19 protein-coding genes are annotated in these 21,638 nt (G+C 41.1%); 18 read left to right on the forward strand and 1 reads right to left on the reverse strand.

Going from position 1 to position 21,638, the window contains the following annotated elements:
* The first annotated feature begins 18 nt into the window (after positions 1–18).
* The 11 genes from kduI to trsM all read left to right on the forward strand — a co-directional run bounded on the left by kduI (position 19) and on the right by trsM (position 14,710).
* Complete coding sequence (gene kduI / locus JBW_RS05300) at positions 19–846, forward strand: 5-dehydro-4-deoxy-D-glucuronate isomerase (protein WP_007955784.1); 828 nt, start codon at positions 19–21, stop codon at positions 844–846.
* Between the two features lie 58 nt (positions 847–904).
* Complete coding sequence (kduD, locus tag JBW_RS05305; RefSeq protein ID WP_007955785.1) at positions 905–1,663, forward strand: 2-dehydro-3-deoxy-D-gluconate 5-dehydrogenase KduD; 759 nt, start codon at positions 905–907, stop codon at positions 1,661–1,663.
* Between the two features lie 172 nt (positions 1,664–1,835).
* Complete coding sequence (gene kdgT / locus JBW_RS05310; RefSeq protein ID WP_007955787.1) at positions 1,836–2,804, forward strand: 2-keto-3-deoxygluconate transporter; 969 nt, start codon at positions 1,836–1,838, stop codon at positions 2,802–2,804.
* Between the two features lie 133 nt (positions 2,805–2,937).
* Positions 2,938–3,870 (forward strand): sugar kinase, encoded by a 933-nt coding sequence (locus JBW_RS05315; RefSeq protein WP_007955788.1) that lies wholly within the window; start codon positions 2,938–2,940, stop codon positions 3,868–3,870.
* 275 nt (positions 3,871–4,145) lie between these two features.
* A complete protein-coding gene (locus tag JBW_RS05320) occupies positions 4,146–4,913 on the forward strand; it encodes an IclR family transcriptional regulator (protein ID WP_007955789.1) in 768 nt (255 codons plus the stop codon).
* 141 nt (positions 4,914–5,054) lie between these two features.
* Positions 5,055–7,067 (forward strand): sigma-54-dependent Fis family transcriptional regulator, encoded by a 2,013-nt coding sequence (locus JBW_RS05325; protein WP_036680859.1) that lies wholly within the window; start codon positions 5,055–5,057, stop codon positions 7,065–7,067.
* 429 nt (positions 7,068–7,496) lie between these two features.
* The gene (locus JBW_RS05330) at positions 7,497–8,522 is read left to right on the forward strand and encodes a molybdopterin-binding protein (protein ID WP_007955793.1); all 1,026 of its coding nucleotides are present in this window, start codon (positions 7,497–7,499) and stop codon (positions 8,520–8,522) included.
* 87 nt (positions 8,523–8,609) lie between these two features.
* Positions 8,610–11,348 carry a molybdopterin-dependent aldehyde oxidoreductase gene (locus JBW_RS05335; RefSeq protein WP_007955794.1) on the forward strand — a complete coding sequence of 913 codons (2,739 nt, stop codon included), beginning with the start codon at positions 8,610–8,612 and terminating at the stop codon, positions 11,346–11,348.
* 111 nt (positions 11,349–11,459) lie between these two features.
* Entirely contained in the window at positions 11,460–13,796 is a 2,337-nt protein-coding gene (locus tag JBW_RS05340) for a pyridine nucleotide-disulfide oxidoreductase/dicluster-binding protein (protein WP_007955796.1), read from the forward strand.
* A 9-nt stretch (positions 13,797–13,805) separates the two neighbouring features.
* On the forward strand, positions 13,806–14,006 hold the full coding sequence (locus JBW_RS05345; protein ID WP_007955798.1) for a DVU_1557 family redox protein: 201 nt from the start codon (positions 13,806–13,808) through the stop codon (positions 14,004–14,006).
* Positions 14,003–14,710, forward strand: a complete 708-nt coding sequence (gene trsM, locus JBW_RS05350) for a DVU_1556 family methyltransferase (protein WP_235334144.1) — start codon at positions 14,003–14,005, stop codon at positions 14,708–14,710. The genes JBW_RS05345 and trsM overlap by 4 nt, the downstream gene beginning before the upstream one ends.
* A gap of 239 nt (positions 14,711–14,949) precedes the next feature.
* Here trsM and JBW_RS05355 read toward each other — a convergent pair whose 3' ends face one another.
* On the reverse strand, positions 14,950–15,402 hold the full coding sequence (locus JBW_RS05355; RefSeq protein ID WP_007955801.1) for a hypothetical protein: 453 nt from the start codon (positions 15,400–15,402) through the stop codon (positions 14,950–14,952).
* Positions 15,403–15,534: 132 nt separating this feature from the next.
* Between JBW_RS05355 and JBW_RS05360 the strand changes: the two genes are divergently transcribed.
* From JBW_RS05360 to JBW_RS05390, 7 genes are read left to right on the forward strand one after another with little or no spacing between them, the layout of a single operon-like run.
* The gene (locus JBW_RS05360) at positions 15,535–16,317 is read left to right on the forward strand and encodes an XdhC family protein (RefSeq protein WP_007955802.1); all 783 of its coding nucleotides are present in this window, start codon (positions 15,535–15,537) and stop codon (positions 16,315–16,317) included.
* Complete coding sequence (locus JBW_RS05365) at positions 16,298–16,609, forward strand: XdhC family protein (RefSeq protein WP_007955804.1); 312 nt, start codon at positions 16,298–16,300, stop codon at positions 16,607–16,609. The genes JBW_RS05360 and JBW_RS05365 overlap by 20 nt, the downstream gene beginning before the upstream one ends.
* A gap of 30 nt (positions 16,610–16,639) precedes the next feature.
* The gene (locus tag JBW_RS05370; RefSeq protein WP_007955806.1) at positions 16,640–17,767 is read left to right on the forward strand and encodes a DVU_1551 family NTP transferase; all 1,128 of its coding nucleotides are present in this window, start codon (positions 16,640–16,642) and stop codon (positions 17,765–17,767) included.
* 32 nt (positions 17,768–17,799) lie between these two features.
* Positions 17,800–19,182: a radical SAM (seleno)protein TrsS gene (trsS, locus tag JBW_RS05375; protein ID WP_007955809.1), complete on the forward strand. Its 1,383-nt coding sequence runs from the start codon at positions 17,800–17,802 to the stop codon at positions 19,180–19,182.
* A 9-nt stretch (positions 19,183–19,191) separates the two neighbouring features.
* A complete protein-coding gene (locus tag JBW_RS05380; RefSeq protein ID WP_007955811.1) occupies positions 19,192–20,526 on the forward strand; it encodes a DVU_1553 family AMP-dependent CoA ligase in 1,335 nt (444 codons plus the stop codon).
* A 14-nt stretch (positions 20,527–20,540) separates the two neighbouring features.
* Complete coding sequence (gene cobC / locus JBW_RS05385) at positions 20,541–21,137, forward strand: alpha-ribazole phosphatase (protein ID WP_235334223.1); 597 nt, start codon at positions 20,541–20,543, stop codon at positions 21,135–21,137.
* 29 nt (positions 21,138–21,166) lie between these two features.
* Positions 21,167–21,607, forward strand: a complete 441-nt coding sequence (locus JBW_RS05390; protein ID WP_007955825.1) for a DVU_1555 family C-GCAxxG-C-C protein — start codon at positions 21,167–21,169, stop codon at positions 21,605–21,607.
* Positions 21,608–21,638 lie beyond the last annotated feature (31 nt).

Genomic DNA, 21,638 nt, shown 5'->3' on the forward strand with positions numbered 1-21,638 from the left:
GAGAAAAGGAGGGTTTTTATGGATGTCAGACATAACGTTCATCCAGAAGATGCAAAACATTATACCACGGAGGAGCTGCGAAACCGTTTCTTAATTCAAGAGTTATTTGTGAAAAATGAAGTAAAGATGGTTTACAGTCATATTGATCGGATGATAACTGGTGGTGTATATCCAGCCGAGCCTGTAGTACTTCAAGCAGGAGCTGGTATGGGGGTTGATTATTTCCTTGAACGACGAGAAATCGGAATCATCAACGTTGGCAATGTCGGTTCTGTCGTGGTTGATGGTGTGAAATATGACCTTAATACTACTGATGGTTTATACATTGGTATGGGTTCAAAAGAAGTTAGCTTCTCTAGTGCAGATGCCAAGCAGCCAGCTAAATTTTATTTTAATAGTGCGCCGGCTCATAAGACGTATCCAACTGTAAAAATTGAAAAAAGCAAAATTACTCCGAATCATCTAGGTTCCATAAACCAGTCAAATGAACGTAACATATATAAATATATTCATCCAGAAGGGGTAAAAAGCTGCCAGGTGGTAATGGGAATGACTGTTCTTGAACCCGGCAACATGTGGAATTCCATGCCTTGTCATACACACGATCGTCGTATGGAAGTATATTTTTATTTTAATCTTCCAGAAGATGCTATTGTATTTCATTATATGGGTGAGCCAACAGAGACTAGACATGTAGTGATAAAAAATGAAGAGGCGATTCTTTCTCCAAGCTGGTCGATTCATTCTGGTGTAGGTACACACTGTTATACATTCATTTGGGGTATGGCAGGAGAAAATCAAACCTTCAATGATATGGATCATGTTGATATGAAAACATTGAAATGATGCTTTTGGTAAGAAGACACCATGAGTATGAATGAAAGCAATAAATGGAGGTTTACACATGAATACGATATTTGATTTAACAGGAAAAGTAGCGATTGTTACTGGTGCAGCCATGGGGCTTGGTCAAGGAATGGCTTTTGCCTTAGCTAATGCAGGAGCAGATATTGTAAGCGTAGGTTTAGGTGATAATACCCAGACTCAGGCATTAATCGAAAGTGCTGGCAGAAAGTTCTTAGCAGTGGATGCGAACTTAATGAGCATTGAAGTCATTGCTCCTGTAATTGAAAAAGTGGTTGCAGCTTTTGGAAAGATTGATATCTTGGTTAATTGTGCAGGTACTATTCGACGTGCGGATGCCATTGACTTTACAGAAAAAGATTGGGATGATGTTATGGATCTTAATCTTAAAACCGTATTTTTCTTTAGCCAAGCGGCAGCAAAACAATTTATTAAACAAGGACATGGCGGTAAAATTATTAATATCGCTTCCATGTTGTCTTTCCAAGGTGGTATCCGAGTGCCTTCTTATACTGGCAGTAAAAGTGGCGTAATGGGTGTTACTCGCCTGATGGCTAATGAATGGGCTAAGTATAACATTAATGCCAATGCAATCGCGCCTGGTTATATGGCAACTGCCAACACTGCTCCGATTCGTGCTGATGAACAACGTAATGCTGAAATCGTGAGCCGTATTCCGGCTGGACGCTGGGGATTGCCAGAAGATTTGGCTGGTCCAGTAGTATTCTTGGCGGCGCCTGCTTCTGATTACGTGAATGGCTATACAGTGGCTGTTGACGGTGGATGGTTAGCTCGTTAATTGCAAAAAAGGATTTGATTAGGTAGCCATAGTTAGTACCTCATATGCATTAACGTAGATGAGATACTTGGCTGCCTGATCCTGATTGCTGTTGAATTCCGAATTTTCTCAGATAATTAAATATTTCATGTAGATACGCAATTATAAATATTATGAAAAAGGAAGGTATGTTATGAAAATCAAACAATCCATTGATAAAATTCCTGGTGGACTGATGTTGGTTCCCTTATTTATAGGAGCTATTTGTCACACCTTTTTCCCTGGATCGGGTAAATATTTTGGCTCCTTTACCAATGGTTTAATCACGGGTACAGTCCCCATTCTGGCAGTATGGTTTTTCTGCATGGGTGCTGGTATCGATATTAGAGCAACAGGCACAGTACTGCGAAAATCCGGTACCTTAGTATTAACTAAAATTGCCGTTGCCTGGGTTGTTGCCGTTATAGCCGCTAGAATATTGCCAGGGGATGGGATACAAACAGGTTTTTTTGCAGGGTTATCTACCCTTGCTTTAATTGCTGCAATGGATATGACTAATGGCGGTTTGTATGCCTCTATTATGCAGCAATATGGCAGCAAAGAAGAAGCCGGGGCCTTTGTATTAATGTCCATTGAATCAGGTCCTTTGGTGACGATGCTCATTATGGGGACTTCTGGTTTAGCAACATTCGAGCCTCGTTTGTTCGTTGGGGCTGTTCTTCCTTTCATAATTGGTTTTGCCTTAGGAAATTTGGATAGTGAGCTGCGAGAATATTTCGGTAAAGCATCCAATGTTATGATTCCATTTTTTGCTTTTGCATTAGGTAACACCATTGATCTGAATGTAATTGGAAAGACTGGCTTTTTAGGGATTATGCTGGGGATTTCTGTGATTATAGTTACAGGTATTCCATTAATACTGGCGGATAAATTTATTGGCGGTGGAAATGGCACTGCAGGACTGGCAGCATCGAGTACGGCAGGTGCAGCCGTTACCAATCCTCTCATAATCGGTGAGATGCTTCCAGAGTTTAAAGCTGTTGCACAAGCTGCAACGGCGTTAGTTGCTACATCTGTAATTGTGACCTCCATACTGGTACCTGTGTTGACTGCTTGGTGGAGTAACTATATGAAGGGCAAAGAACAATCTGTAAAAGTATAAATTGTGACGGTGAGAAGAGGCATGCTTTGTACGCCTCTTCTCATTAGATATTCTTGAAAGAGGGGAAGTTCCTTAAACAAATACAACAGGCTAATCAATTATGAGGATTTAGTCTGAAAGCAGGAGGTAGAACATGAGCAAGATTCTTACAATTGGTGAGCCGATGGCACTTTTTGTAGCAGACCAGGAAGGTGATTTAAAAGATGTAGAGCATTTTTCCCGTTTTGTTGCAGGGGCAGAAGTCAACTTTTCAATTGGTATGGTACGTCTGGAGCATGCAGTCACTTATATTAGTAAACTAGGTGATGATCCTTTTGGTAAAATGATAGAAGAATTTTTACGGAAAAATGGAATTGATACTTCTTATATATCCTATGATGCCCAATATTTTACCGGTATGCAGTGGAAGCAAAAGGTTACCAGCGGTGATCCTCACGTTTTTTCTCTGCGTAGAAATTCAGCGGCCTCACATATGGATGTAAGTACCATTGTAAAATTCAATTGGGATGGATTTGATCATATTCATTTAACGGGTATTCCGCCAGCCTTATCCGCGGGATGTCGACAACTGGTGTATGAACTAATTGAACAAGCTAGGGGAAAAGGCATATCCATATCCTACGATCCAAACCTACGCCCTGGCCTTTGGCCAGATAAAAAAGAAATGGCCCAGGTAGTTAACGATTTGGCGTGCCTGGCAGATATTGTGATTCCAGGCATTTCAGAAGGCAAATTGCTTACTGGAAAAGAAGGCGTACAGGAAATTGCGAATGCCTATCATGCTGCTGGTGTGAAGACTGTTGTCATCAAACTAGGTGCAGAGGGTGCTTATACCAGTTCGGAGGGGCAGCAATTTTATACACCTGGTTTCCCCGTAACAAAAGTGGTAGACACGGTGGGGGCAGGGGACGGCTTTGCTGTTGGTTTAGTAAGCGGGATTTTAGAAGGCTTATCCTTGCAAGAGGCTGTAAGACGTGGTACTGCAATTGGAGCTTTGGCAGTGATGTCTCCTGGCGATAATGATGGACTGCCAGACAGAGAAAGTCTGGCCGCTTTCATCCGATAAGTAAAATCGCCTAAAATTATTTTGGTTGCGCAGTATTTCTTATTGTATAGACGTTATAAGCTTAGGGGAATAGTGGTTTTTCTTTACTGCGTTAGATACATTCATGTCATTCCATCCTTTTTAAATCGTGGTCAGTAGCAAAAAAGACAAGAGTACTCATCAATAAGCTGTGTTTGTTATGGTTCAATTCTTTATTATATTAGCTATATTCTATGAAAAAGTGATATAATAATACAATCATTATTGCTGTTGCATGATAAGGAAGGGGTATTGGCATGGCTGGCAAGATAGAAGTTCAATCACTGCATAGGGCATTTGACATATTAGAAACGATTGGAAATAGTCAAATACCCATGAGTATTAAGAAAATTACAGAAGAAACGGGACTGCCTAAATCGACAGTATACCGTTTGTTAAATAACCTGGAAAATAGAAATTATGCTTTTTGTGATACTAATGGAAATTACCGGCTAGGATATCAACTTTTGATGATGAGCCAATGGGCAGAAAAAGATTTTGAAATTAAAAATTTAGCTAAAGCTTCCTTAGAATCTTTGAATGCATTCACAAAAGAAACAGTACATTTAGCCATTTTGCAGGGAAAACGAGTTTTATATGTGGATACGGTGGAAAGTCCTTATTCTTCCCGTTTAGTTGCCAAACTGGGAACGACCAATTCTGTTCATTGCACTGCTCTTGGCAAAGCGCTGTTAATTAATCATAAAGATGCTGAGATATTAGAGATTCTAGAGGCGGAAGGCATGGAAAAAAGAACAGAACATACAGTAACAAAACCTCTTGATTATCTCAAGGAGATGGAAGTTGTTCGCAAGTTAGGTTATGCTTTAGATCAGCAGGAAAGCGAAATGGAAGGCAGATGTATCGGAGCCCCCATTTACGATAAATCAGGGAAAGTGGTTGCAGCGATTAGTGTCTCAGGAATAGCTACTCGATTCTCCTTGGATTTCATTGTAAAAGAAGTAGTCAGTAAACTATTAGATAGCACATTGCGAATTTCTCGTATTTTAGGTTATGTGGGCTAACGATAAAATGAGAAAAAATCACTCCTTACTTTGTACAGTAAGAAGTGATTTTTTTTTTTTGAAAGAGTATCTGCTATGATTGCAGGTTTCAGTAAAGTAATGGCGAAATTCATCACTATAATATTGATGAGGGTGGTTGCCATGAATATTAATAATAGTTATCATGATGATACTCTTCCTAGCTGGGAAAGATTTATTAATGGAGATAAGAGACAATATTCTACGCGTCCCCAAATTATTGCATCATGGGTTCGATGCTATCAAGCCAGTATAAACCCCTATGATTATAATACTCATAGCAAATTAGATGATGCTTCAATGGCGACCATGTTATTAGAGAAGCAAGAATTTATAAAGATTGCCAAGCCTTTTATGATGAATCTTTATAAATTTGTTGAGGGTTCGGGTTTTGTGGTTGTTTTAACCGATGACCGCGGCTATATTGTAGAAATGTTTGGAGATGAGGATACTCTAAATAATGCGATGACCAGCAATTTCTTCCAGGGTGCTTTATGGAGCGAGCAAGCAGGTACAAATGCCATTGGAACTTCATTGGTGATGAAGGAACCCATCCAAGTCTCAGGTGCTGAACATTATTGCCAGAGACTTCATTGTTTGACTTGTTCAGCAGCTCCGATTTTTGATTATCAGGGGAAAATTATCGGCATATTGAATATGTCAGGTGCATCGTACCGATCTCATTTACATACTTTGGGAATGGTGGTAGCAGCTGCTGAGGCCATCATGGCACAGCTTAACATTCAGCGTAAAAATAAAGAGTTATCATATGCCAACAGCTGGTTAACCAATATATTTAATACAATGTCAGATGGAGTATTGATGGTGGATGACAGTGGTATTGTCAGCCAATTAAATCCAGCAGCCCAGGAAATTCTAAATACAACAGAGCAGGAAGTATTAGGAATGTCTATTGACCGGATATTTGGAAGCAAAACAGTTGTTACACAGCGTATGTTAAAAAATAAAGAACCCTATGAAGATATGGAATTTATGGTAAATACTAAAAAAAATAGGTTTCATTGTTTAGCCTCTGGTGAACCTTTGACAAATGAGCAAGGAAAAGTGATTGGCGGCGTTATTATTCTACGTCCCATCAAACAAATACAAAAGTTAGTCAATCGTTATAGTGGTTATTGTGCAACCTTGCAATTTAGTGACATTGTAGGAGAAAGTTTAGAGATACTAGAGGTTATAAGGGTGTCTTCTCTTGCCGCGGTAACATCATCTAGCATTTTACTGCAAGGTGAAAGCGGAACTGGTAAGGAAATCTTTGCTCAAGCTATTCATAATCGAAGCGAACAGCGCAATGGACCTTTTGTAGCTGTGAATTGTGGTGTAATCCCACGGGAGCTAATCGGCAGCGAGCTATTCGGCTATGTTGAAGGTGCCTTTACGGGAGCGATACGGGGAGGAAAACCAGGAAAATTTGAATTGGCTTCAGGAGGTACGCTATTCCTTGACGAGATTGGTGATATGCCTTTGGAACAGCAAATCGCTCTTCTTAGAGTGTTACAAGAAAAAAAAGTAATGCGTATTGGCAGTGATAAAGTAATTCCTGTCAGTGTACGGGTAATTTGTGCAACTAATAAAAATTTATCACAAGCGGTAGAAAAAGGAGACTTTCGTCAAGACTTGTATTATCGTTTAAATGTGATCTCAATTACGATTCCGCCTTTGCGTAATCGCGTGAAGGACATTCCTTTATTGTTTAAATATTTTTTAGATAAAATAGCAAAAGATCGGGGTATTACATATTATGTTGATCCAGCCGTCATAACCTGTTTAGAGAAATTTGATTGGCCTGGAAATGTGCGAGAGCTTCAGAACGTTGTCGAACGGGCAGTGAGCTTAGCAGAGTCAGAATTCATAACGATAGCGCATCTTCCCATAGAAGTGTATGCTCCTCAAAGAGTAGTTCGGAGTCAGGCTCAATTACAATTATCACTGCTTCCATCATTGAATGAACATTTTGGACGTGAACAGCGACGGCAATTATTAGCTGAAGCGGAGCGTCAGGAAATTTTAGCGCTATTATCCAAGTGTGGCGGTAATGTAAGTGTAGTAGCACGGCAATTAAGGATTTCACGTAACACTCTCTATCGTAAAATGCACCTATATGCGATACAGAACTAAAAGAATGTATTTATGTCACATTTGATTAACACAAATAGGACATAAATAGGACACAAATAAGAATACCATCTCTTAATTATCTTAGAGGTGGTATTTTTCTATTGCTCGAGAAAAAAAAGTTTAGCATTCCAGATACGTATATTCAATGTTCTTACTGAATCATGAGACTTAGTTTATTAATAGTGATTGATAAAACGATAATTGGCACACTATTTGCATTATTTATAAAAATAACACTAAAGTTGAGATCTTGGAATAGGTAAGTCTCAGTTGTTCATGACCTTATTCAATGGGTCAGGTGAAAAAAGGAATACAGTGCTGCCAGAGGGGTAAAATATGCAAAGCGCTGTCTTTCTTTTTACGCTTTGCTTTGCTGCGTGCGCAAAGATATTGTGGGTTGGTCTACTTATAGCATGAGGATGTGAGAAGATGAGAGTCATACCAGTATGGGAGGCGGAAGGTACAGTATTGTGTCATGACATTACAGAAATTATTCCAGGTAAAGTAGCTGGGCGAGCATTTAAGAAAGGTCATGTTGTAAAAAAAGAAGATATATCCAAACTATTAAAATTGGGAAAAGAGCATCTTTATGTTTGGGAAGTAAATCAGAATGTTATACATGAAAATGATGCAGCTATGAGAATTGCTAAAGCCGTAGCAGGTCCGGGAATTATTTTAACAGCACCAATAGAAGGCAAGGTGGAACTAAAAGCGCAAATCCCTGGGATGTTAAAAATTAATCTCGATGCCTTGGAAGAATTGAATGATATTAATGAAGTGATTGTTGCTTCTATCCATTCCCATCAGTTAGTTTCTGTTGGAGAAATAGTTGCAGGCTGTCGCGTGGTGCCGCTGGTTATCGAAGCTAACAAAATAAAAAATGTGGAAAATATCGGTAGATTATCCTTTCCAGTCATGGAAATCAAACCTCTTAAACCTCTTAAAGTAGGAATTGTTACAACAGGCAGTGAGGTCTATCATGGACGTATTCAAGATCAATTTGGTCCCGTTTTAGATAGGAAAATAACCGCATTGGGCAGCCGGGTGGTAAGGCAGATCATTGTTGACGATGCTATAGACATGATTGATAATGCCATCAAAACATTAATACAAGATGGAGCTGAGATGATCATAACGACTGGGGGGATGTCAGTAGATCCCGATGATGTAACCCCAGCAGGAATTCGCTCGGCTGGGGGACGAGTTGTTGCTTATGGAGCGCCAGTACTTCCAGGTTCCATGTTTATGCTGGCCTATATTGGCAGCATTCCAGTATTAGGCTTGCCAGGTTGTGTAATGTATCGTAAAACTACTATTTTTGATTTAGTCATTCCTCGCATTCTAGCAGGAGACGAGCTTAACCGCAAAGACATTGTACGTTTAGCTCATGGTGGATTATGTACCAATTGTGATCCTTGTCGATATCCTCACTGTGCTTTTGGTAAAGGTAACTAAGATTAGTATTAGACGTTTTTGATGATAAGGGATTTTAGGGGGGATATTTCCTCTGAAATAATATGAAATCATAAAGGAGAGTAGGAAATGCAAAAGAAGGTATTGCATGTTAATGGACTACCGCGAGTTTTAATCGTAGATCCAGAAACCAGTCTGGCAAGTGTACTTCGAGAGCAGCTCTTATTAACGGGCTGCAAAGTAGGCTGCAATCAGGGGCAATGTGGCACTTGTTCGATTATCATGGATGGAAAAGTAGTTCGCTCCTGCATTGTCAAGATGAAGAGAGTACCGGATGAAGCGAACATTACTACCATTGAAGGTTTGGCTAAACCAGAGAATCTCCATCCCTTGCAGGTAGCTTGGATGGCATACGGCTGTGCCCAATGTGGTTTCTGCAGCCCCGGGTTCATTCTATCGGCTAAAGTATTGCTGGATACTAACTCGGCTCCGACGAGAGAAGATGTCCGTGAGTGGTTTCAAAAGAACCGTAATGCATGTCGATGTACAGGCTACAAGCCATTGGTTGATGCTGTTATGGCAGCAGCTAAGGTAATGCGGGGCGAAATGCTCAAAGAAGATTTACTATATAAACCTGTTGGCAATAAAATTTATGGAACGACATATCATCGTCCTTCTGCTTTGCGTAAAGTTACTGGTACTTGGGATTATGGTGCTGATGTTGCGCTGCAAATGCCCCCAGGTACATTGCGAATGGCTTTGGTGCAAGCGGAAGTATCCCATGCCAATATTATGGGTATTGATACTGTAGAAGCTGAAAATATGCCCGGAGTATATAAGGTAATTACTCATAAAGATGTTAAAGGTAAAAATCGCATTACCGGTTTGATTACGTTTCCAACCAATAAAGGGGATGGCTGGGATCGGCCCATTCTTTGCGATGAAAAAGTATTCCAGTTTGGCGATGCTATCGCAATTATTTGCGCTGATACGGAAGAACATGCTAAAGCTGCAGCCAAGAAAGTTAAAGTTGATTTAGAAATTCTGCCCTCTTACATGAGTGCACCTGCGGCAATGGCTGCGGATGCGATTGAAATACATCCCGGCGTACCTAATATTTATTTTGAACAGGGTATTATAAAAGGCGAAGATACAGAGCCCATTATGAAACAATCAGATGTTGTAACTGTAGAAGTGGATACCTATTGTAGTCGTCAGCCCCATCTGCCTCTTGAACCGGATTGTGGATGTGCTTATTTTGATGAAGAAGGTCGTTTGACCATTCATTCTAAGAGTATCGGCCTTCATTTACATCATGCCATGATTGTTGCTGGGATTGGCATTGAACCAGAAAAATGCCGCATTGTTCAAAACCCTACCGGCGGGACCTTTGGCTACAAATTCAGCCCGACCATTGAAGCATTGCTTGGTGTTGCCTGCATGGCAACAGGTAAACCTGTTTCCCTTAATTTCACCATGTATCAGAATATTACGTATACGGGTAAGCGATCTCCTGGCTTTGTTAAATGTAAGCTTGCTGCTGATAAAACAGGGAAACTTCTTGCTATGGAAACGGACTGGTTTATTGATCACGGTCCTTATTCTGAGTTCGGTGATTTGCTGACTCTGCGTCAAGCTCAATTTACTGGTGCTGGCTATGATATACCCCGGATACGGGGCAAAGGTCGTACCGTCTGCACCAATCATGCCTGGGGATCGGCATTTCGTGGATATGGTTCGCCTCAAGCCTTTTTAGCCTCTGAAATAGCTATGGATGAACTGGCCGAAAAACTTGGCTTAGATCCATTAGAACTGCGCTTTAAGAATATTTACCGTCCAGGAGCTACTACACCTACAGGGCAAGTGCCTGAAGTATTTTGCTTTGAAGACATGATTAATACTCTCCGTCCTTTATGGGAAGAAGCTAAAAAGCGGTGTAAAGAGCTCTCAACGTCGGAGAAAAAACGTGGCGTGGGTTTATCTCTTGGTATTTACGGCTGTGGTCTTGATGGTCCAGATAGTTCAGAAGCTTGGGTCGAATTGACAAAGAACGGCATAACCGTCGGGGATTCTTGGCAAGATCATGGGCAAGGTGCAGATATCGGAACCTTAAGCCATGCTCATGAAACTCTGCGTCCTCTTGGTATTAAAGCAGAGCAAATCAAGCTTGTGATGAACGACACTGCCTTTACCCCTAACAGTGGACCGTCTGGCGGCAGCCGATCCAACGTCATGACTGGTAATGCGATAAAAGTTGCTTGTGAAATGCTATTAAATGCTATGCGTAAGCCGGACGGTACTTACCGCTCCTATGATGAAATGGTAGCCGAAAATCTTCCTCTACACTACGATGGTAAATGGACAGCATCGATGTGTACTGACTGTGACCCAGTTACGGGTCAAGGAAAACCTTTCCCTATCTACATGTATGAACTATTTATGCCTGAAGTGGAAGTTGACATGAAGACAGGAAAGGCTAAAGTCGTTAAGTTTACCACTGTTGCTGACATGGGAACGATTACGAATAAAACAGCTTGTGATGGCCAGATATATGGTGGTTTAGCGCAAGGTATTGGTCTTGCTCTTACAGAAGACTTCGAAGATCTTAAGAAACACACAAACCTGGTTAATTGTGGTTTGCCCTTCATTTATGATGTACCAGATGATATTCAAATTATTTATAATATTACTCCTCGTGAGCATGGACCTCACGGTGCAGCAGGTGCAGGCGAAGGTCCCCTGAGTGCTCCTCATCCTGCGATTCTTAATGCCATTTATAATGCATGTGGTGTACGTATTTATGCAGTTCCTGCACTGCCCGAAAAAATAAAAGCCGGACTGGCAGCACTATCCACAAGGAAGAAATAAGAGTTTCTATATAAATGTAACCTAAAACGAATTGAAACGTAAATTCAATTCGTTTTAGGCTTTCCAATATACGAATTTTATTGGCGTATATCTAAAGGAAAGGGAGATAGTATGGAACAAAAAGCCTTAAAAGAAAGAGAACAGCAATGTATTCAAGAGCAGCCTCCAGGATGTACAGCTGCCTGCCCAGTTCATGTTGATGTAAGAGGCATGGTTGCTGCTATTCAAAAAGAGGACTATAAAGCTGGAGGCCAATTATTATATAACATGGTACCCTTTCCGCGAATCATTAGTAGAATTTGTGATCAACCCTGTCAGCAGGCCTGTAAGCGGCAAGAAATAGATGAGGCTATTGCAGTGAATGAGCTGGAAAAAAGCTGCGTGGATAATAGTAAGGAATTGACTCTTAAAATCACACCAATGCCGCCTAAGGATAAAACCATTGCAATTATTGGAGCTGGATTAAGTGGCTTAACAGCGGCAGTTGAACTAGGCAAAAAGGGCTATAATGTTGTGATTTTTGAGGCGAAAAAATTAGTAGGCGGGAGTATATGGGACATTTCCGAACATCGGCTGCCTAGGCAGAATATTGCTGAAGATTTTGCCATATTAAAAAGAATACCATTAGAAATTAACTTACATGTTATCGTGAATAATCATAAGAACTCAAAGATGTCGTTAGATCATATAAGTGCAGCTTTTGATGCTGTTTATTTAGCGACAGGCTGCATAGAAGCAAATACCCATTATTGGGGACTTGCTCTTGACGTAGGTGGAAGGATTGCCATTCATCCTGCAACGCTGGCAACGAGCGTGCCCAACGTTTTTGCTGGGGGCAGTCTTTACTTGGGACCTGATCGTAAGTCACCAATAACCTCAATCTCTCATGGGAAAATAGCTGCAAATTCAATCGATCGTTTCTTACAAAATGCTTCTCTCACGGCCAGTCGGGAAAAGGAAGGACCTTTTACTTCTTTACTTTATACAAATATTGCTGGAGTAGAACCGCAAACGAAGGTACGAAGTGCTGATCCCAATCAAGGCTATACGACAGAAGAAGCAGTAAAGGAGGCAAAGCGCTGCCTATTATGTGAGTGTTTGGAGTGTGTTAAGGTTTGTGAATATCTAGCCCATTTTCACGCTTATCCAAAGCGGTATGTACGGGAAGTTTATAATAATTTATCCATTGTGATGGGCGTTCACCATGCTAATAAAATGATTAATGCCTGTAATTTATGCGGTTTATGTGAGCAGGTTTGCCCGGGAAATTTGAATATGGGAGAAATTTGCCAAGAAGCAAGACGGATTATGGTCAAAAAAGGGAAAATGCCACCAAGAGTCCATGATTTTGCTTTACGAGACATGCAGTTTAGTACCAGTGAGAAGTTTGCATTTAGCAGACATCAACCAGGTTTTGCATCCAGCAGTACCGTATTCTTTCCCGGTTGCCAGCTCAGTGCCTCTTCGCCGGAACATGTAAAAAGCATGTACCAATTCCTTTGCAAAAAAATAACTGATGGCGTGGGTTTAATGCTGGGCTGTTGCGGTATTCCAGCTGACTGGGCAGGACAAGAAAATTTATTTAAAGAAACAATTAAGGCCATCGAAGATAGTTGGCGGAAGTTGGGTTCTCCCAGGGTCATCACAGGCTGTCCCACTTGCTATAGTATTTTTAAGCGTGAATGGCCTTCCATGGATGTTGAGTCAATATGGACAGTCTTAGATAAAATTGGACTACCAGATCAAAAGAAAGAGCCGCATACGTCATTAAAATTGGTGGTACATGATACTTGCACCACAAGGCATGAAGCTGCCCTACAGCAAAGTATACGAAAAATTTTGCATACACTTGGGCACCAAGTGGAGGAACTGGAAAACAGTAATGAATTTACAGAGTGTTGTGGTTATGGAGGTCTTATGCTGTTTGCTAATAAAGAAATTGCACATAAGATGATAAAAAAACGCAGTCAACAGAGTGAAAACGATTTTCTTACTTACTGTGCAATGTGCCGTGATAATTTTGCCAGTCAAGGAAAGCGGAGCTATCACCTTTTAGACTTGATTTTTCCAACAAGGCAGCAAGATGTGGCTAGCAAAAAAGGTCCCGGCTATTCTGAGCGACAGGAGAATAGGGCAAGGCTCAAAAGGACGCTGCAAAAAGAGGTGTGGGGAGAATTGGCAGACAAAGAACAGTGCAACGTTAAATTGATCATTTCAGAAAAGGTACAGCAGGTCTTGGAAGAACTGATGATTCTTGATAGTGATATTATAGCTGTGATTTCACATGCAGAACATACTGGTAATAAATTTAAAAACATGGAAAATAACTCTTATATTGCATCTTTTAAACCTGCCAGTGTAACGTATTGGGTAGAGTATTCTCCTCAGGAAGATAGCTTCCTGGTGCATAATGCCTATAGCCACAGATTAGAGATAAAAGGATCATGAGGTGACTTTATGGATAAGCAAGTTCAAAAAATCATTATATGTAATACTTGCAATATTCCTCTCGCCTTAGGAAAGGTAACATTATCCTACTTGGGGAATGAGTTCCCTGTTGAACTTTTTAAATGCCCGCAATGCGGGCTGGTATATATTCCTGAAGAGTTAGCAAAGGGGAAGATGGATCAGGTGGAAAAAGCATTGGAGGACAAATGATGGGCCAACATAATGATCGTATTACTACAGATCTGCATGAATGTAGTTCCAATGTATTTGAAAATAAGATTTTTGCTAACATGGCCGAAGGAGCTCGCCCAGGGGGATTAGAATTAACACGGAGAATTATTGATTACTGTAATTTTGACCATCGTTCTATAGTTGTTGATATGGGGTGTGGCACGGGAACTACTGTAGAGTATCTACGGGATGTACGGGGAGTGTATGCCCTGGGTGTCGACTTGTCTACTCCATTATTGCAACAGGGAAAAGAACGCAAGCCTGATTTACGGCTCATTCAGTCACCGGGTGCAGACATGCCTTTTGCTGATCATTCTATTGATGGTGTTTTGGCTGAGTGTAGTTTATCAGTTATGCCTGATATTTCTAAGGTTTTAATTGAAATCAATCGTATTCTTGTTTCTGGAGGAAAGCTTGCCATAACAGATCTTTATATCCGAGAAGGGGACTCTGATGTACCCAACATCATGACTCATAGTGAGCTTTTTCAGACATTGCAGAAGCATGATTTTAATATACTCATCTTTGAGGATCAGACGGTTTTTCTAAGAGAATTTGTCGCAAGTTTTATTATGGAGCATGGATCAATAGAAGGACTCTGGGAATGTATGGGGAAAAAGAAACTGAATAATAAAATACCTGGGTTAGGCTACTATTTGCTGATAGCAGAAAAAGGATCGTGAGAAAGAGGTGCAATTTGAATACTCAAACATGTCCCCGATGTAAGAATGAGCTGATAGATACTCTTCTTTATAAATGTGTGCGCTGTTTTACCGTATATTGCAGGGAATGTACAGAAACCAGTGAAGGACGCCTTTGTCCGAATTGTAAAATGTCTCAGCGCATGTTACTGCCTTTAGAGCAATCAAAGATAAAAAAAGAATAAACATCTCACTTGAGATGTTTAACATGCCGAGCAGGATTAAGATGTATCGCCGCAGCGAGGAATATCTGGTCCTTTGCCTAAGAGATCATTTACTTTGGTGATGGCTGTTTCTGAAAGAAAAACGATTTGGGAAGGATTGCCTTCCATTGTTTCGCCTGTCAAAAGTAAGCCATTGTCCGTTTCAAGATAGTTGATTGGCAGGCTGCGCCTAAAAACCCTGCCCGTACTATTGTCGATGATTTCGACAACAACGGAATCGGCTTCGATTTTGTCTAAAAGATTACTTTCATCGGGAGTGGCTGAACCATATTTTTGGGACCATTGCTCAAGATGTTTAGCGGTGGTTTCAAGATATATAGTATGTAATTCCTGCTGCAGACTCAGTAGTTCACCATAACTTTCCCTATGATGATCAGCTAGTTGGTTTAGCATATCATTATAAAAAGTAGTGAATTTTTCTTTCCACTGGGGGTCATTGCTGTTATTCATTGTATCAACCTCCCAAAAAATAAATTCGTTGGCACTCATCTATATGGTAATCGAATCCTAATGCAATTTCAAGATAAATATGGTGAAGATTCAGTGGAGGATGATTTACCTTCAGGATAAAGGAGGATTTATATGATATTTAGTAGCCTGCTTTCGGCTCAAAATAGTGGCAGAACCGTTGACTGCTTCACTGTTATTGCTAGTAGTTTTGCTAGTGACATTGGAAAAATGCTGATCATCCATCAAGACGGAAGAGTAGAAAGTCAGTTGGAAGGGATGATTGGGCAGCATGTGCTAGATACGGTGAAAAATCTGCCATGGAGTAAAGCCATGACACTTTCCCTTGAAGATCAATCAGGAGAAAAGTATCGGATTTTTTGGGATAGGATGACAACTAAATACCATGCGATTGTATTTGGTGGCGGGCATATAAGTCAACCCTTAGTCCAAATGCTTATCCAATTGGATTTTATTGTGACAATAGTGGATGATCGCCCTGAATTTGCAAATCAGGCCAGATTTCCAGGAGCTCATACTATCATTTGCGAAAACTTCCACCAAGCTTTTAAGAAATTGGTCATAAGCAGTGATACCGCTGTGATTATTGTAACTCGCGGGCATAGATATGATCTGGAATGTTTGCGTGCTACCATGAATAGTAAAGCTCGATATTTGGGGATGATTGGCAGCAAGAAACGAGTAAAAGAAGTATTTGCTGTTTTGCGGGAGGAAGGAAGAGCAGAGGACCTTGAAGGGCGTCTAAAGGCTCCGATTGGTCTTGACATTCGAGCAGAAACGCCCGTAGAAATAGCTGTGAGTATTGTTGCCGAAGTAATTGGAGTTTTTCGCGGCGGTGGTTCTGGTCGATCATTAAGTGGATGCAGGGAGGGAGACCATGGACTCAGAAATCCTTAACCGAATTTGCGAAATACAGCATGAGGGTGAAAAAGCAGTCTTAGTCACTATTGTTGAAACTCGTGGATCAACGCCTCGCAAGGCAGGAAGTAAAATGCTGATTTTACCAGATGGTACCTCTTATGGAACCATTGGCGGCGGATGCGCAGAAGGGGAGGTTAGGCGCCAAGCGTTAACGGCACTGGATGTGAATTGCTCCAGATTATATACAGTGAGCATGCTAAATGATATGGCTGCAGACGAGGGAATGGTATGTGGGGGTATCATGGAGGTATTTATTCAAATCATCTGAGGAAAAGAAGTAAAGCGCAGGTGAAATAGGATGTGGAATAAAGATAAAATGGGCGCAGTATTATTGGCAGCGGGCTATTCATCTCGTATGGTGAAATGTAAGTCGCTGCTGCCTTTAGGTGGTTTACGAGTGATTGAAAGAGGAATCAATACATTTAGACAAGCCGGTATAATGGATATCACAGTGGTGGTGGGGCATCGAGCTGATAAATTGATACCTATATTGGATGAACTAAAAGTGTCCTATGTTTTTAATGAAAAGTATAGCGAGGGAATGTTCTCTTCTATTGTCAAGGGAGTGCAGTCCCTGCCGGCAGAAACCAAAGCCTTTTTCCTGCTGCCGTCAGATATGCCTTTAGTAAAAAGTCATACGGTGAGACTGTTGGGGCGGGCTTTTAATAAGGTTAAGGCAGATATTATTTACCCTGTCTTCCAGAAACATCGGGGGCATCCTCCTCTAATTAGTGCAAATTGCTTTCCTGAAATTTTGTTGGGTAATACAAGTGGAGGCTTGCGTCAAATTCTAGAAAGGCGTGAGGGGAATGCATATGAAGTAGAGGTATTTGATGAAGGCATATTGTTGGATATTGATACTCACGAGGATTATCAGAAGATTATGACAGGATATTATCGTCGGGATATTCCGACGCAGGCTGAGTGTGAAGCAATTTTTAAAAAAATGAATGTGTCAGAAGCGATTGTGAATCATGGCAGGATGGTAGCAGAGATCGCAAGGAATTTGGCTCTTCGTTTGAATGAAATCGGTCTAAATATTGATGTTCACGCTGTTACAGCTGCTGGAAAGCTGCATGATTTAGCTAAAGGGAAGCCTAATCATGCTCAAATTGGTGGTAGAATACTAAAAAAATATGGATATTATAAGGTGGCACAGATCGTTGCTGCACATACTGATATGGAACTGAATGAAAAAGCGTTGCCAGATGAGGCGGCAGTAGTATATTTAGCAGATAAGCTGGTGAAAGGAGGCGGCATTGTGTCCATTGATGAACGGTTTTCTGCTTCTATGGACGAATATGCAGCAAGTGCAGAGGCGGTTGCTGTTATTAGAGAGCGCCGCTTGCGAGCTGAAAAGATAGAACAAACTGTTGAACAGCTGCTAGGCATTAGTCTAGTAATGGCAGCTAGAGACTTATGTTGAATAAAAGTTAAGCTTAGAAAGGCGGCACAGATATGCAGGATAAGGAAACTATATTAGGAATAACGGAAAGTCTTTGCCCGGAGTGCCTGCAGCGTATAAAGGCAAAAAGAGTTGAAGTAAGTCATAATGTTTACCTAAAGAAAACATGTAAAGATCACGGGGATTTTTGCACTGTAATTTGGCGGGGACAGCCATCTTATACATCCTGGTCTGTTGCCAAGCTTCCTTCTAGGCCGCCTGTATGTGCAACCAATATTAGCCAAGGCTGCCCTTTTGATTGCGGTTTGTGCCCAGACCATCGTCAGCACACATGCTGTGTTCTGCTTGAAGTTACTAAGCGGTGTAATTTGCACTGTCCTATATGTTTTGCCACATCAGGTTCCGAGGAAAGTGATCCAGATAGAACGACAATTGAAAACTGGTATCGCCTATTATTAAAGAGTGGCGGTCCCTATAATATTCAGTTATCTGGAGGTGAGCCGACCTTAAGGGATGACCTGCCAGAAATAATAGCCTCAGGACGAAGTTTAGGATATGATTTTATTCAAGTAAATACCAATGGCCTAAGGCTGGCAAGGGACTATAGCTACGTTAAAAGGCTAAAAGAAGCTGGATTATCCTGTGTATTTTTACAGTTTGACGGAACCAATGATGAAATTTATGAGAAGCTACGAGGAACGGCCTTGCTGGCAGAAAAGCAGGCGGCTATTACTAATTGTGCTAAGCTGCAGTTAGGGGTAGTTCTTGTGCCGACATTAGTTCCTGGCGTGAATACACAAAATATCGGATCCATTATCCAATATGCTGTTGAACAAATGCCGACAGTACGCGGCGTTCATTTTCAGCCTGTCAGCTATTTTGGCAGATATCCTCAAGAGCCTTCGGATAGAGAACGGATTACCATTCCAGAGGTTATAAACAAGATTGTAAAGCAGACCGGAGGAAAATTTCAGATAGAAGATTTTCGGCCCCCTAGGGGAGAAAATGCATATTGTTCTTTTCATGGCAATTTTGTATTAATGAATAATGGAGAATTAAAAGCGTGGTCAAATACAGGTTCAAAGGGATGCTGCCAGCCCCAAGTAGCAGCTGTGGAAGCAAGGAAAGCTCGCACGTTTGTTGCTAAACGCTGGTCTGCGCCCCAAAAAGCAGAGAGGAGAGAGACAGACAATAAAGAGGAGAAATATGGTGACAACATTAACGTTGGCAGTATGGATGCTTTTTTAGATCGTGTGGAAAAGTATTCCTTCTGCATATCGGGCATGGCATTTCAGGATGTCTGGAATTTGGATCTGGATCGTTTAAGAGAGTGTTTCATTCATGTGGTCAGCCCAGACAGCCGAATAATCCCCTTCTGTGCTTATAACTTAACGGATAAACAGGGGAATCCTCTTTATCGTCCCTTAAAGAGGTGACTGTAAGTAATGAGGGCAACAGTACAACAAAACAAATTATTTGAGGCTTGGAACGCAAAAAAAATGGGAGTGGGCTCGAATTTAACCCGAGAGCAAATTGCTCACTATCAATTGCATAAAGTACGGCAAACTATCAAGTTGGCCTACGGGAACAGTCCTTTTTACCGTAAGCTATTAAAAAATTTTGTCAGCAAAGAAATAAATTGTATGGAAGATCTGCAGCAATTTCCTTTTACTACTGCGGATCATATCAGAGAACAGGCACGGCAGTTTCTCTGTGTATCCCAAAGTGATATCAGCCGGATTGTGACATTAAATAGTTCCGGGACAACAGGTGAGGCCAAACGCATATATTTTACCGATTTTGATCAAGAACTAACGATTGATTTCTTTCAACAAGGCATGTCTACTTTTTTGGAAAGGGGAGATCGGGTTCTGATTTTGCTGCCAGGTGAACGTGTCGGCAGTGTTGGTGATTTACTGATTAAGGCACTGGAGCGGGCAGGAATGGTACCTATTCTTCATGGTCTTGTGCAAAATATTCCTAAAACAGTAGAATTTATGACACAGGCAAGAATTGACTCCTTAGTTGGAATTCCCACGCAAGTACTAGCATTAGCTCGCTATGGTGAAATGACAAAGAAAACAATTCAGCTTAAGAGCGCACTGCTCAGCACGGATCATGTGCCTGACGCGATTATCCAAGAATTGGTTCGCGTGTGGGGCTGTCAGGTATTTGAACACTATGGCATGACTGAAATGGGTTTGGGGGGCGGCCTAGACTGTGAAACCCATAAGGGATATCATCTACGGGAAGCGGATTTGTATTTCGAAATCGTTGATCAAAGAGGAATACCAGTACCTGATGGGCAGGAAGGGGAAGTTGTTTTTACTACGCTGACTAGACAGGGAATGCCGTTTATTCGTTATCGGACAGGGGATCTATCAAGGTTTCTTCCTGATCCCTGTTCTTGTGGTACCATACTTAAAAGATTAGAACGGATCATCAAAAGAAAGGATGGTCTGATTTTTCTCAAAAGTGATACATTTTTCACCATGTCGGATCTGGATGAAAAAATATTTGCGGTGGATAGAGTAATTGATTATACAGTTACTGTTGATAGCCTGCAGCAGGCAACACAATTGACTGTTTCTGTTTGGTTATTAGGTCAGTCTAATGAGGCTGCTGAGCGTGCACTTTGGGATGCACTGTATCGTGTGCCAGCGCTAGTTCAGGCAAGACAAGCGGGGCAGCTCTCCGTAAGTATAAAAATAATTTACAGTAAAGATACTTTTTTCCCCAGTGCCTCTAAAAGAAGAATTATGGAGTTGAAAGACAGCTGATGGAAAACAGGACGGTGTATTTGATTAGGCATGGAAAAATTAAGTTTGAAGATAATCAGCGAAGGTATATTGGCCAACTCGATTTGCCATTAAGCCTGGAAGGCATACAGCAAGCTCAATGTTTAGAAACAATCTTAAAAGATATAGACATTGGTAAGGTATACTGTAGTGATCTTTTGCGTTCTCAGCAGACAGCTCAGATAATAGCTGGTAACAAAGCTATTCCAGTTATTGTGCGAAAAGATCTTAGGGAGATACATATGGGAAATTGGGAGGGGCGTACATTCTCCCATATTGTGAAGGAATATCCGGAGGAGTTTAAGGCACGTGGAGCTGATATTGGCTATTATCGAGTGGCAGGGGGAGAAAGTTTTGCTGATTGTTACAAGCGTGTGATTGACGCGTTTCATGAGATTATGAATTCTTCGTCAGGTACTATTTTGCTTGTCGGGCATGCTGGAGTCAATCGGTTGCTGCTGTGCTATGTACTGGGAATGCCTTTGGCAAACCTTTTTAGAATGAATCAAGATTATGGTTCTTTGAATATCATCGCTACAAGGAAATCTGGTTGGCAGGTAAAGTTAGTAAATGAAACAACCTGTAGAAGATAAGGATGCTTTTTTGGAAGGGGGAATTTTTAATGTCAGGGGATGTAGCTGCTCGTATAACTAAGCTGCATATGCAAGGATTTCACTGTAGTCAGATTATGATCATGTTAGGGCTAGAAGAGCAGGAAAAAAACAATCCTGATTTAATACGAGCAATGACGGGATTAGCTGGTGGATTAGGCTTTAGCGGCAAAAACTGTGGAACCTTAACGGGGGCGGTTTGTTTATTAGGCTTATATGGAGGTCGGGGCGAGCTGGAAGAGCGGGAAAATCATCAATTAAATACGATGATTCAGGAATTGGTAGTATGGTTTGAAGAAACATTTGCCAAAGAGTATGGCGGCATTGATTGTCAGCACATTATGAATAATGATCCTTGGAATCGTTTGACCCGCTGCCCGGATGTAGTGATAAAGACATATTTAAAAGCTACGGAAATTCTTGAGGATAATGGCTTCCTCTCAGGTTCCTAACAATAGAAAGGTTAGAACCGTTAAAATTCAA

This window comes from Pelosinus fermentans JBW45 (assembly GCF_000271665.2).
Lineage (GTDB): Bacteria > Bacillota > Negativicutes > DSM-13327 > DSM-13327 > Pelosinus > Pelosinus baikalensis.

Bases quoted from the DNA above. Each gene is read 5' to 3' on its own strand.
- kdgT (WP_007955787.1), top strand. From the start codon at position 1,836: ATGAAAATCAAACAATCCATTGATAAAATTCCTGGTGGACTGATGTTG.
- JBW_RS05355 (WP_007955801.1), bottom strand. From the start codon at position 15,402: ATGAATAACAGCAATGACCCCCAGTGGAAAGAAAAATTCACTACTTTT.
- JBW_RS05330 (WP_007955793.1), top strand. From the start codon at position 7,497: ATGAGAGTCATACCAGTATGGGAGGCGGAAGGTACAGTATTGTGTCAT.
- kduD (WP_007955785.1), top strand. From the start codon at position 905: ATGAATACGATATTTGATTTAACAGGAAAAGTAGCGATTGTTACTGGT.
- JBW_RS05380 (WP_007955811.1), top strand. From the start codon at position 19,192: ATGAGGGCAACAGTACAACAAAACAAATTATTTGAGGCTTGGAACGCA.
- JBW_RS05315 (WP_007955788.1), top strand. From the start codon at position 2,938: ATGAGCAAGATTCTTACAATTGGTGAGCCGATGGCACTTTTTGTAGCA.
- JBW_RS05335 (WP_007955794.1), top strand. From the start codon at position 8,610: ATGCAAAAGAAGGTATTGCATGTTAATGGACTACCGCGAGTTTTAATC.
- kduI (WP_007955784.1), top strand. From the start codon at position 19: ATGGATGTCAGACATAACGTTCATCCAGAAGATGCAAAACATTATACC.
- JBW_RS05365 (WP_007955804.1), top strand. From the start codon at position 16,298: ATGGACTCAGAAATCCTTAACCGAATTTGCGAAATACAGCATGAGGGT.
- JBW_RS05320 (WP_007955789.1), top strand. From the start codon at position 4,146: ATGGCTGGCAAGATAGAAGTTCAATCACTGCATAGGGCATTTGACATA.
- trsS (WP_007955809.1), top strand. From the start codon at position 17,800: ATGCAGGATAAGGAAACTATATTAGGAATAACGGAAAGTCTTTGCCCG.
- trsM (WP_235334144.1), top strand. From the start codon at position 14,003: ATGATGGGCCAACATAATGATCGTATTACTACAGATCTGCATGAATGT.
- JBW_RS05325 (WP_036680859.1), top strand. From the start codon at position 5,055: ATGAATATTAATAATAGTTATCATGATGATACTCTTCCTAGCTGGGAA.
- JBW_RS05345 (WP_007955798.1), top strand. From the start codon at position 13,806: ATGGATAAGCAAGTTCAAAAAATCATTATATGTAATACTTGCAATATT.
- JBW_RS05390 (WP_007955825.1), top strand. From the start codon at position 21,167: ATGTCAGGGGATGTAGCTGCTCGTATAACTAAGCTGCATATGCAAGGA.
- JBW_RS05370 (WP_007955806.1), top strand. From the start codon at position 16,640: ATGTGGAATAAAGATAAAATGGGCGCAGTATTATTGGCAGCGGGCTAT.
- JBW_RS05360 (WP_007955802.1), top strand. From the start codon at position 15,535: ATGATATTTAGTAGCCTGCTTTCGGCTCAAAATAGTGGCAGAACCGTT.
- JBW_RS05340 (WP_007955796.1), top strand. From the start codon at position 11,460: ATGGAACAAAAAGCCTTAAAAGAAAGAGAACAGCAATGTATTCAAGAG.